This is a genomic window from Bacteroides sp. 1_1_14, from assembly GCF_000162515.1.
In the GTDB taxonomy this organism is placed as follows: domain Bacteria; phylum Bacteroidota; class Bacteroidia; order Bacteroidales; family Bacteroidaceae; genus Bacteroides; species Bacteroides thetaiotaomicron.
Genome location: NZ_GG774711.1, coordinates 71,739 through 84,746, shown reverse-complemented (window position 1 = coordinate 84,746; position 13,008 = coordinate 71,739). Strand labels below are relative to the sequence as shown.

Annotated in this window: 8 protein-coding genes; all 8 read left to right on the top strand. The window is 44.0% G+C overall.

The features are described from left to right. Positions 1 to 28 precede the first annotated feature (28 nt). The 8 genes from HMPREF9007_RS03850 to HMPREF9007_RS03885 all read left to right on the top strand — a co-directional run bounded on the left by HMPREF9007_RS03850 (position 29) and on the right by HMPREF9007_RS03885 (position 13,000). Positions 29 to 2,878, top strand: coding sequence for a TonB-dependent receptor (locus HMPREF9007_RS03850; protein WP_008763257.1), 2,850 nt, complete (start codon positions 29 to 31; stop codon positions 2,876 to 2,878). Positions 2,879 to 3,113: 235 nt separating this feature from the next. Then, a complete protein-coding gene (locus tag HMPREF9007_RS03855) occupies positions 3,114 to 4,964 on the top strand; it encodes a HAMP domain-containing sensor histidine kinase (RefSeq protein WP_008763256.1) in 1,851 nt (616 codons plus the stop codon). Continuing rightward, the gene (locus HMPREF9007_RS03860) at positions 4,961 to 6,922 is read left to right on the top strand and encodes a HAMP domain-containing sensor histidine kinase (protein WP_008763255.1); all 1,962 of its coding nucleotides are present in this window, start codon (positions 4,961 to 4,963) and stop codon (positions 6,920 to 6,922) included. Before HMPREF9007_RS03855 ends, HMPREF9007_RS03860 begins: the two co-directional genes overlap by 4 nt. 4 nt (positions 6,923 to 6,926) lie before the next feature. Next, positions 6,927 to 8,984: a HAMP domain-containing sensor histidine kinase gene (locus tag HMPREF9007_RS03865; protein WP_008763254.1), complete on the top strand. Its 2,058-nt coding sequence runs from the start codon at positions 6,927 to 6,929 to the stop codon at positions 8,982 to 8,984. Positions 8,985 to 9,076: 92 nt separating this feature from the next. Continuing rightward, on the top strand, positions 9,077 to 9,757 hold the full coding sequence (locus HMPREF9007_RS03870; RefSeq protein WP_008763253.1) for a hypothetical protein: 681 nt from the start codon (positions 9,077 to 9,079) through the stop codon (positions 9,755 to 9,757). A 664-nt stretch (positions 9,758 to 10,421) separates the two neighbouring features. Further along, a complete protein-coding gene (locus tag HMPREF9007_RS03875) occupies positions 10,422 to 11,294 on the top strand; it encodes an electron transfer flavoprotein subunit beta/FixA family protein (RefSeq protein WP_008763252.1) in 873 nt (290 codons plus the stop codon). Positions 11,295 to 11,296: 2 nt separating this feature from the next. Beyond that, entirely contained in the window at positions 11,297 to 12,316 is a 1,020-nt protein-coding gene (locus HMPREF9007_RS03880; RefSeq protein ID WP_008763251.1) for an electron transfer flavoprotein subunit alpha/FixB family protein, read from the top strand. A gap of 12 nt (positions 12,317 to 12,328) precedes the next feature. Continuing rightward, a complete protein-coding gene (locus HMPREF9007_RS03885) occupies positions 12,329 to 13,000 on the top strand; it encodes an energy transducer TonB (RefSeq protein ID WP_008763250.1) in 672 nt (223 codons plus the stop codon). Positions 13,001 to 13,008 lie beyond the last annotated feature (8 nt).

The window sequence follows — 13,008 nt, the reverse complement described above, 5'->3', positions numbered from 1 at the left end:
CCAGAAAAAAACATAAATTACAGAAACAATGAAGAAACTATATATTCTGACATTATTCATCTGCCTTGCCGGATTCGGGACTAGTTTTGCCCAAACGTTGAAAGGGCATATATATGACGCCAATACCAATGAACCTTTGGTTGGCGCAGCGGTAACGTACAAATTACACGGCAATCAAGGAACCGTGTCCGACATAAACGGAGCGTATGAAATCAAACTTCCGGAGGGAGGTGTCGACCTTGTGTTCAGCTATATCGGTTATGAAGACGTTCTGATGCCCATTGTTATCGGCAAACGTGAAGTAATCACTAAAGACGTGTACATGAAAGAAAGTACCAAGCTGCTGGAAGAGGTAGTGGTAAGCGCCGGACGCTTTGAGCAAAAGCTCAGTAATGTCACCGTATCCATGGACTTGGTGAAAGCGGGCGATATCGCCCGTCAGGCCCCGACGGATATCACTTCTACTCTCCGCACGCTGCCCGGTGTGGATATAGTGGACAAACAGCCTTCCATGCGTGGCGGCAGCGGATGGACTTACGGAGTAGGTGCCCGCAGCCAGATTCTGGTAGACGGAATGAGCACACTGAATCCCAAGACCGGAGAAATCAACTGGAATACCGTACCTCTAGAAAACATCGAACAGATAGAAGTCATCAAGGGAGCCTCATCCGTTTTGTACGGTTCGTCTGCTCTCAACGGTATTATCAATATCCGTACCGCCCGTCCGAGGTTGACACCAAAAACCCGCTTCAGTGCCTATATCGGCATATATGGCGATGCCGAGAATGACGAATACCAATGGAGTGACAAGAGTTTCTGGAAGGACGACAAATATTCCGTCAAACCCATCCTGCGCGGAAACCTTCTCAGTGGTATACGAAATCCTATTTATGAGGGCTTTGATCTCTCCCACTCCCGCCGTATCGGTAACTTCGATGTCAGCGGCAGCATAAACCTCTTTACCGATGAAGGATACCGGCAGCAAGGATACAACAAACGTTTCCGCATGGGCGGCAATCTGACTTATCATCAACCGGACATGGGTATGAAGATATTGAACTATGGTCTGAATGTTGACTTTCTTTCTAATCAATACGGAGATTTCTTCATCTGGAGATCACCAACAGAAGTTTACAAACCTTCTCCTTTCACCAACATGGGACGCGAAGAGAACAACTTCCACATCGACCCGTTCATCAACTATGTGAATCCGGAAAACGGAACGTCACACAAGATCAAAGGACGTTTCTACCATAGTGCCGACAACATAGTCAAGCCCAGTCAGGGAGCATCCATCACTGATATCCTTGGGAATATGGGAACGAACGCCCAGACTATACAGAATATAGCAGGCGGCGATTACAGTTCGCTCTACCCAGCATTGGTCGGCATCGGCTCCGGCCTGATCAATAATAATCTGGAAGATGCCATGAATGGGGTATTCACTTCCTTGGGCAACATCTTCCCTAACGCCACCACCGCCGATTATTGTGACCTCATCTCATGGGTGATGGACAACGGACTGCCAAGTGACCTGATGAGCAGCATACAAAACGGACAAGTTCCCAGTGATCTCATTCCCTGGCTGTCCAACGTAATGAATCCGACCCGAAACAACGTCCAGACGAAAACGGACAAGAACTACAATTATTATCTCGACTACCAGTTCAACAAGAAATGGGACGGCGGCGCACAGATCACTACCGGAATGACTTATGAACATGTCCGCTACAATTCCTCCATCATGGATCAAGTTTACAAAAGCGATAATGTAGCCGCCTTTTTCCAGTACGACCAACGCTTCTGGGACCGCCTGAGCGTATCGGCAGGTGTACGTGCCGAATATTATCGTGTGAACAATCATCACCGTGAAGCCGAAACGAAAATATTCGGGGCCAAAGTCCCGTTCCGTCCGGTGTTCCGTGCCGGACTGAACTATCAGTTAGCCGATTACAGCTTTATCCGCGCCAGTGCCGGACAAGGTTACCGCAACCCGTCCATCAACGAGAAATATCTTCGCAAGGATATCGGAGGAGTGGGTATCTATCCGAACCTCGGCATCAAGCCGGAAAAAGGTTACAATGCTGAATTGGGATTCAAGCAAGGATATAAGATAGGCAACTTTCAAGGGTTTGTAGACGTAGCGGGATTCTATACCGAATACAGAGACATGGTTGAATTTCAGTTCGGCCTGTTCAATAATGCAGACTACAGCATGATCAACAGCATCAGCGATGCTATCCAGATGCTGACGGACGGCAAAGGCTTTGGCATCGGAGCACAGTTCCACAACGTATCAAAAGCGCAAATCTACGGTATGGAAATTTCGACAAACGGTGTTTATGACTTCAACAAGAACACGAAACTGTTCTATAATCTGGGATACGTATATACCGAACCCCGCGATGCCGACTACAAAGAACGTAATGAAATAGAAGATTTATACACTGATGCTCTTCAGATGAAAGAAAAATCGAATACAGGCAAGTATCTGAAATACCGTCCGAAGCACAGCTTTAAAGCAACGGTCGATTTTCAATGGAAACGCATCAACTTGGGCGCCAATTTTGCATGGAAGAGCAAGATACTGGCAGTGGACTATCTCATGATGGATGAACGTGAAAAGCAACAACAAGACCTAATGGACTATGTACGCACGGTTCTCTTCGGAAAATCGAGAGGAGAAACACTGGCTACATACTGGAAAAAACATAATACTGACTATGCGACTGTCGATTTACGCTTTGGGGTAAAAGCCACCAAAGAAGTCGCCTTCCAGTTCATGGTCAATAATCTGTTGAATAAAGAATACAGCTATCGCCCGATGGCAGTTGCTGCACCCCGTACTTTTGTAGTGAAAATGGATATCACATTCTGAAAGAACTCACTAAAATGACTGGTTGAACCTGTCGGGGAAATCTCCCCGACAGGTTTATTCATTTCCGTCAAACAAAACAATCATTCCATCTCCATACAAAGAAAAACTTCCTCCAACAACCAGCAACGTATATTAACACTAAAAACGAATTATTTGTTACCGATTCTGCATTCCTGTGTGATTTTTGTTTATTTTTGGCAACTAGTATAACACATACAACAAAACACCACCTTTAATGAAGAGGAATATCTATATATTATTTGCTATAAGTCTGCTTATCCGAATGCTCCCATTACATTCCGCCAATTCAGACACTGAGCATCTGTCCACATTAAAACGATTAATAGACAGTAACATAGCATATGATTCCCTGGCGCCGATGGACAGTGTCATCGTTTGGGGACAGCAAATAAGCCCTATACTGGAAAAAGATAATAAGATGGAATTATCTTTCAGCATCAGGCAATTAGTTGTATATCTCTATTCCCTGCGTGGAGATATCGGAAATGCCATCGACGAAGCCAGAGAAATGTATGAAAAGGCAGAAACCATAAAGTATGATTTTGGAATGGCTCTTTCAAGTGCAGCTATCGGAGATGCCTATTTCTGCTCCAATATGCCTGAAGAAGCCATCGCGTCTTATAAAGAAGCGATTCGCCACCCTGCCGCCTCTCCGGAAAACAATTACTATAAAGAAATGACTATTCTGAAACTTATTCAGACGCTCATACTGAAAGAAAGGACACAGGAAGCAGAAAAATACAGAAAAATGCTTTCCGAATCAAAATCCATACACAGCAATCAAACGCTACAATTCCTGACACTTGCTACAGATGTGTCCTATTATATCCAAAAGAACGAATTACCAAACGCTCACAACTGCCTTCTACAAGCAGAGCAAATCTACCTGTCGGACAAGCAACCCTATTACAGTACTACGTACAATTATATGCAGGGACGATATAACGCAGCCATAGGAAAACATACACTTGCCCTGCAATACTATGACAATATTCTGACAGATATCCGACAAAAGATGCAATCCATCATTTACTTGCAAATAGCTTATATAAAAGCAAACTTACTGATAGAGATGGACCATAAAAAGGAAGCGGCACGCCTGTATGAAGAAATCAGTATGATCACCGATTCCGTAATAGCTCCCAGTTATGCCCACCGCATCAACAATCTTCGGGCTTCTTATGAGGAGAACCGGATGAAAGTGGAGAATAAAGCTGAGTTCAACCGAATTTTCCTGGGTGGCATTGTTATCGGAATCATCGTTCTGGGTGTCATGATTTATCTGGTGATACACATAGTAAAACAAAACAAAAAAATAGCCGAATCCAAAATCCGCATGGAGCAGTCGCGGCTCAATGCAGAGAATGCCATGCAGAGCAAAAGTCTTTTCCTGTCCAATATGAGTCATGAAATCAGGACTCCGCTTAGTGCTCTCTCCGGCTTCTCCAGCCTGCTCACCGAACAGGCACTCGACGAAGAAACACGCCGCCAGTGCGGTGATATCATACAGCAGAACTCCGACTTATTGTTAAAACTGATCAACGATGTCATCGACCTTTCCAACCTGGAAATCGGAAATATGAAGTTTAATTTCAACTATTGTGACGCCATAGCCATTTGTAATAATGTAATTGATACCGTCAATAAAGTGAAGCAAACGCAGGCAGAACTCCGATTCAACACATCATTACCATCTCTAAAGTTATATACCGATGATTCACGCTTGCAACAATTACTGATCAACTTATTGATTAACGCTACCAAATTCACCCCACAGGGAAATATAACTCTCGAAGTTCAGCAGGAATCAAAAGATTTCGCCTTGTTCTCCGTCACCGATACCGGTTGCGGAATCCCATTGGAAAAGCAAAGCTCGATTTTCAATCGTTTCGAGAAGTTGAACGAAGGGGCGCAGGGCACCGGACTCGGACTTTCTATCTGCCAACTGATTATTGAACGAATCGGCGGCAAGATTTGGATAGATCCGAACTACACCACCGGATGCCGATTTTACTTTACTCACCCCATCAATCCCACAAAGCAAGGAAAGGAAGCACAGTCATGAAGCGATTATTGATTCTCTTTATTATAGCGGCACTGGCAGGAGGTACAACCAGAACTTTTGCCTACAATACCGCATCGGCCAAAGATAGTTTACTCCAGGTCCTGGACACTTTGCCGGTCGGCGAATCCCGTTTCGCTACGCTTTATTCATTAGCATATCTGGACCCGATGTCGCCTTCCTGCGTCTATTATCTGGGAAAATTGCTGGATGAAGCCACCCAACATGGCAACAAATACTATCAATGTCTCGCCCTATATGCTCATGTCGTTTATTATTACAACCACCAAGATGAAGAAAATACAGCAAGCTGGATGGACAAGCTTGCTGAAACAGCTATAGAAAACAAACAGTATGACTTGTATTTCGAAGGAAAAAGGGCTGAAATAACTATCTATATCATAAAACACCAGATAGAATACAGCATCACCCAAGCCGAAGAGATGTTTAAGCTGGCACAAAAATTAAATAGTGCCAAAGGAATGTCGTCAGCAAAACTATGCCTGATGACAGCCTACTTGTCTACTGCACGCTTTAAAGAAGGGGAAGAAGCCGGTTTCGAAGCTTATCGCCTTCTGCCGCCAACTGCCACGCTGGAATCACGCAAAAGCGTGCTGCAAGAGATAGCTCTGGCATGTTACGGTATAAAAAACAAAGATTTCCTAGCCTACTTACAGGAATACCAAAAAGTACTTGATACCCTGTCAGACCGGAAAAACAGACCGGAAAGCTACAGCTACTTACTGCTGGAGAGCTTATATGCCGATTATTTTCTGAACGAAGGCAAACTGGAAGAAGCCCGTCTTCATCTGAAAAAGATGGATGAGTACTTCTCACCAACCACTTATATTCCATGTCGCGGACTGTATTATAATGTGTATGCCCATTATTATCGGATAATCAAAGAATACGATAAGGCCTTGGCATGTTCTCAAAACGCAATCGAACTTCTATCAGCAGTTACAGACGATGAGGGATTAAGAAATAAAATAGCACATGCAGGTATTCTCACAGATGCGGGGCAAGCAGATAAGGCAATACCACTGTTCCAAAGTTTACTGGCAAAGAAAGATTCATTCTACCGGGCATTATCCATCTCCCAAACGAACGAAATTTATCAGATGCGTAACATGGACAATCTGCTTCTCGAAAAGGAACAATACAAAGCAATGGTTCATTACGCCGGACTAGGTTTGATAGCCATCGCATTATTAATCTTAACCCCATCCGTCATACGCATCTATTATGTACGCAAAAAACTAAAAAAAGAAGAAGAGGAAATCCGCAAAATGAGCCGGATAGCGGAAGAAGCAAACGAAGTAAAAAGCCGTTTCCTTGTTAACATGAGCTACAATATACGTATCCCGTTGAATAACGTCTTAGGTTTTTCACAACTCATGACTACAGACCCGGAAAGCATGGATGCCGCCCAATGGAAAGAATATTCGGAAATCATCCAGACCAATTCCGCTGAACTGATACAACTGGTTAACGACGTACTCGACCTCTCCAGACTGGAAGCAGGCAGAACCAAATGGCAGATGCAGGAGCACGAAATCATCTCCCTGTGTTCGGATGTTCTCAGTATGGTACGCATGAAATACGGAGATAAGATACAGACAGACTTTCATACAGAAATAGAAAGCCAACCATTACAGGTAGACACTGCCCGATTTACCCAGTTGATACTCAGCACACTGGTCTACACAGACCCATGTGAAGAGAAAAGGACAGTGTCTCTCTATCTGAACCGTGACACCCAAAAAGAACTATTTGTATTCCAGATTGTCAACAGTCCGCTAGCCGATCCGGCTTTACAAACACAAAAAGCAGAAATACGCCATAGCATCAACCGACTGACAATCGAATACTTCAAAGGTACATACACGATTCAACCGAACGCCCCGGAAGGTCCTACCCTCCTTTTCACATATCCATTTACTCAAACAAACAATCTATAATTATATGACCAATAATCTGATAACTCGAAGAATACGTTACATGCTCCTCATCGGTATACTCTTGTCAGCATTCTCTGCCATGAAGGCCTCTACGCTTCCGGCTTCCGTCGACAGCCTGCAAACTCTGCTGAAAAACGACACAGATGCCAGACAACGAGCTATCATCTATATCCATCTGGCAGATATTTATGTGGACAGCATCAATATAGCCCCTGTATATTGGGACAAAGCGCTTACCGAAGCCGCCAAAGCCAAAGACGAATATATGATGAAACTTGCACTGGATATGCTCATACAGCGATACTCTCCTAAAGATAAAGAGAAAGTAGAAAAATACATATCATTCGCCCGGCAAAACCTTCCGGAAGAACATAACACCTTGTTCCGGTATTATTTATATTGTTATAATATCTGGGCAGAAATGCGGAAGAACAATTCTCTGGAGACAATCGAACAGGAACTGAACAAACTGAAAAGCGAAAGTCGCGGACCAATGACACCCGAAGCACAGATTCAGTGGGAATATCTGACCGGAGTATCACTGGATTATTCGGCTATACTTACACATTCATACAATGATATTTCCAAAGCCATTCCTTATGTTGAGCGTGCGTTGACGAACTTATCAGTTTACCCCTTCCAGGACAAAATTCATTTCGAAACATTGTGCCGTTATGAATTAGCAGATTTGTACACTTCCACCGAAGATAAAAGAGCACCGGACGAAATCAAGAAAATGATCGAACTGCATAAGCAGTGGAACAACCTGAATACCACTTTCGACCGGCAGTTCCTTGATGAATCACACTATTATATGGCCAAATATGCTCAGATGATCTTTATGAAAGATATTATTTCTAATGAGGAAATCAAGAAATATTATCAGAAATATATTCAACTGGCACGCAAAAAGAAAATCATAAATACCACCTATGAAATCAGTGCCAGATACTATAAGACAATGGGTGAATATAAAAAAGCAATAGCCTATCTCGATTCCGCCATCGTACAAGGGAGATTCAAACCGGTCAATCTGGTCTCCATATATTCGATAAAAGCCGGTCTTTATTATGAACTGAATGATTTCAAAAATGCTTATCTGACCCTGAAAGAAAGTATTAAGTATCAGATGTCAGACAAGTCACAAAAGAAAGAGGAACAAATGGCAGAAATGCAGACCCGTTTTGATGTTAACAAACTGGAACTGGAAAAAAGCAAATTGTCCAACAGAAACAAACAGATAGCACTAGCTGCTACTTTCGCCCTATTATTGGCAGTAATCGGTTGGAGTACCTATCAGCGTATCATGGTAAAACGGCTGAAGAAAATACATCGGGAACTGATGATTGCAAACGAAGAAGTCAGAAAACAAAGCATCAAAGCTACCGAAAGTGAGAAAATGAAAACAGCTTTCCTCAATTCTATCTGTCACGAAATACGTACGCCGCTCAATTCAATCGCCGGATTCTCCGAACTGATCTTCGATGAATCTTTGGATACGGCCACCAGACAAGAGTTCCGGCAGTTGATACAAAGCAACTCTGTCGCATTAGCTTCTTTGATGGACAATATACTGGAACTGTCACAACTTGTCAGTTCCGAACAACCTCTTCCTGTAGAATTTACCGACATATACAGACTATGTGTTGAAGAAATGGCCAAACTTAAAGAAACTCTGCACAATCCGAATATCGAATGTATCATCACAGGTGATAAAGACGAAGCGACGGCACCAACAAACGCCTTTTATCTTTCCCGCGTAATTGGCAATTTACTAAGCAACTCCGCCAAGTTTACAGAAAGCGGAACAATCACGGTGACCTGCAACATCGAGAAAGAAAAAAGACAACTGGTAATCTCCGTCACCGATACGGGCATCGGCATCCCTGCCGACAGACAGGAATGGGTATTCGAACGCTTTACCAAAGTAGACGACTTCAAACCGGGCACCGGACTCGGTCTGTACATCTGCCGCATTATCATACAACGTCTCGGAGGGCAGATCAGAATAGATACCGGCTATACTTCCGGCTGCAAAATGGTGGTTACTCTTCCTGTTTAGCCACCTTTCCGAATGCTTTTTCTGTTTACGGGTTCTTTCAGATTCGTCAACAATTCGTATCTTTGCCGCCCGAATACAATAAAGTCGTCAAAATGAAAAAACGAATTTTACTTATTGCACTCTTATTTTGTTCCGTTTTAGCACAGGCACAGGATGTTTTTGTAACAGCGGATTTCGTCAGCAGCTATATATGGAGGGGTATGGACAGCGGTAACGCCAGCGTACAGCCGTCATTAGGCGTCAACTGGAAAGGACTGACTGCCTATGTCTGGGGTTCGACCGAGTTTCGCCATAAGAATAATGAAATAGATTTGTCATTGGAGTACGAATACAAGAATCTGACCTTATACGCCAACAACTACTTCACGCAAACGGAAGAAGAACCTTTCAAGTACTTCAATTACAGTTCACACTCCACCGGACATACTTTTGAAGTCGGAGCCGGATATGTGATCAGTGAAAAGTTCCCGCTTTCAGTCAGTTGGTACACCACATTTGCGGGAAATGATTACCGCGAAAACGGGAAACGTGCGTGGTCCAGTTACTGCGAACTCAGTTATCCGTTCAGCATAAAGAAGGTGGACCTTGCCCTTGAAGCAGGCTTTACCCCCTGGGACGGCATGTATTCCAATAAATTCAACGTTGTCAACATCGGACTTTCGGCCACTAAAGAACTAAAGATTACCTCTACTTTCTCTTTGCCGATCTTCGGAAAAGTGATCGCCAATCCTTATGAAGAACAAGTCTACTTTGTAGTCGGCCTTACCTTATAACCCAAGCATATATAGCTTTCATTAGTTTCTACCGCTTGAAACTACAGTTTCATCGTCTTGGAACCAGAGTTTCTGCGGCTTGAAACTTTAGTTTCTACAGCTTGGAACTAAAGTTTCTGCGGCTTGGAACCATTGGTTTCAAGGCTTTGGAACTATAGTTTCATCGAATGGAAACCAACTAGACTAAAACATTCCTGAAATCGCCTGTATATGGAATAAAAACAAGAGCCTCCATCCCTTGTTACTTTACCTGCTTTTTATCCGTTGTCCCTCCTATCACGTTGTGACGGCAACTTCTTCCGTCACACTGCTGTCACCACTTGCTGTCACCAGATGAATCATTTATAGTCAGACAGTTACCCTTTGAATGGTGACAGTGACAGATGTTTTTATAAAAAACAATTCCTATGGTAGTGTCTCTTTTTTCCGTTCCCATACCCCTTCTCCCCCAAACCACCACAGGACTAAACTAAACCCATAAACTTTCCCCTCATTTGCTCAAAAAACTTAATAATGTGCATTTTTTACTCGGTTTTCTTGTCAGAACCAAGTGTTTGAGTAAATTTGCACGCTGATAGTTAACCGGATAGTTTGGATAGCAAGATTATTACTACTTGACTACTGGCTGCTAATGTGTAGAAATACTAATACTAAAATTAATAGCATGAGTTTGAAAATTGTTGTATTGGCAAAACAAGTTCCCGACACACGTAACGTTGGGAAAGATGCCATGAAAGCCGACGGAACTATTAACCGTGCGGCACTCCCTGCCATCTTCAACCCCGAAGACCTGAATGCCCTTGAGCAAGCTCTTCGTCTGAAAGATGCTCACCCAGGCTCTACCGTAACCATTCTGACAATGGGACCGGGACGCGCCGCTGATATTATTCGTGAAGGACTTTTCCGTGGTGCCGATAATGGTTATTTGCTGACTGACCGCGCTTTTGCCGGTGCAGATACACTGGCTACAAGCTATGCCCTGGCAACTGCTATCCGCAAAATCGGTGAGTGCGACATTATAATCGGCGGTCGTCAGGCTATCGACGGTGATACGGCACAGGTAGGTCCGCAGGTGGCAGAAAAACTTGGTTTGACGCAAATCACATACGCTGAAGAGATTCTGGAAGTAGGTGACGGCAAAATCAAAGTGAAACGTCACATCGACGGTGGCGTTGAAACGGTAGAAGGTCCGCTGCCCATCGTTATCACAGTCAACGGCTCGGCTGCTCCCTGCCGTCCGCGTAACGCCAAGCTGGTACAGAAGTACAAACACGCCAAAACCGTTACGGAAAAACAACAAGGTAACCTCGACTATACCGATCTGTATGACAAGCGCGATTACCTCAACCTGCCCGAATGGAGCGTAGCCGACGTTAACGGCGACCTCGCCCAATGCGGTCTGTCCGGTTCGCCTACGAAAGTAAAAGCCATCCAGAACATCGTGTTCCAGGCCAAAGAGAGCAAAACCATCAGCGGCAGCGACCGTGATGTGGAAGAACTGATTGTTGAACTGTTAGCTAACCATACCATCGGATAATCATGAATAACTTATTTGTATATTGCGAAATAGAAGAAGGCATCGTCGCAGACGTCAGCCTGGAACTTCTGACAAAAGGTCGTTCGTTGGCTAACGAACTCAACTGCCAACTCGAAGCAGTAGTTGCCGGCACCGGCCTCAAAGAAATTGAAAAGCAAATCCTTCCTTATGGAGTAGACAAACTCCACGTTTTCGACGCTGAAGGACTTTATCCTTATACTTCACTTCCTCACACTTCCATCCTCGTAAACCTCTTCAAAGAAGAACAGCCGCAAATCTGTCTGATGGGCGCTACCGTTATCGGCCGTGACCTCGGCCCGCGTGTTTCTTCGGCTTTGACCAGCGGTTTGACTGCCGACTGTACATCTCTTGAAATCGGTGACCACGAAGATAAGAAAGAAGGAAAAGTTTATAAGAACCTGTTGTACCAAATCCGTCCGGCATTCGGCGGTAACATCGTTGCAACCATCGTCAACCCCGAACACCGCCCACAGATGGCAACCGTTCGCGAAGGTGTAATGAAGAAAGAAATCGTTTCTCCGGCTTATCAGGGAGAAGTGATCCGCCACGACGTGAAGAAGTACGTAGCCGACACAGACTATGTGGTCAAAGTAATCGAACGCCACGTAGAAAAAGCGAAGAACAACCTGAAAGGCTCTCCGATCATCATTGCCGGTGGTTACGGAGTAGGTTCGAAAGAAAACTTCGACCTGCTGTTCAGCCTGGCAAAGGAACTTCACGCCGAAGTAGGTGCAAGCCGTGCTGCTGTTGACGCAGGTTTTGCAGAACACGACCGCCAAATTGGTCAGACAGGTGTAACGGTTCGTCCGAAACTCTACATTGCTTGTGGTATCTCAGGACAAATCCAGCATATCGCCGGTATGCAGGAAAGTGGTATTATCATCTCTATCAACAACGATCCGGATGCTCCGATCAACACGATTGCAGACTATGTAATCAACGGAACCATCGAAGAAGTTGTGCCGAAGATGATTAAGTATTATAAACAGAATAGCAAGTAAAAACAAGGTAAAATGAAAGGACTTATTTTGGTATTGGCAGCCTTAGGGATTACACATACTTCGTTCGCACAAGATACGATTTATGTGGACAAGCTTGCACAATGGACAGATAAGGAAAACGCAGTAGAATGTGCGGTCATGACCAAAACTGACAAAAATCAGTTTAAGGTTGAATTCTATACGCTGGACGGCAAGCCCAAAAGAATTGAAAACTATTCTCCTTATAACGCTAATCAAAAAATAAGAAACGGTAAATTAGTGCAATTTTATCCGGATGGAAAGATACGCAGAGAAGAATTCTACGAACACGATCACTGTATAGAAGGGAAACTTTGGGCAGAAGACGGTAGCGAACTTCCGTTTACGCCTTACTATGAAGCTCCTGACTTCCCCGGAGGACCAATGAACTTTGCACGAAAACTGGCAACTACTCTTCAATATCCACAAGAAGCTGTACGCAATAGAATACAGGGCATAGTAGTCTTGCAATTCATCATTGATACAGACGGGCATATTATACAACCGAAAGTAGTGAAGTCTGTACATCCCATGCTAGATGAGGCAGCTTTGACCACACTCAAGCAGGTAGCCAAATCTAAAAAGAATGTATGGAGTCCCGGAAAAATAGAAGGAGAAGCTGTACAAGTTCAGTATATCGTTCCTGCAAATTTTCGTTTACCTTAAAAACAACA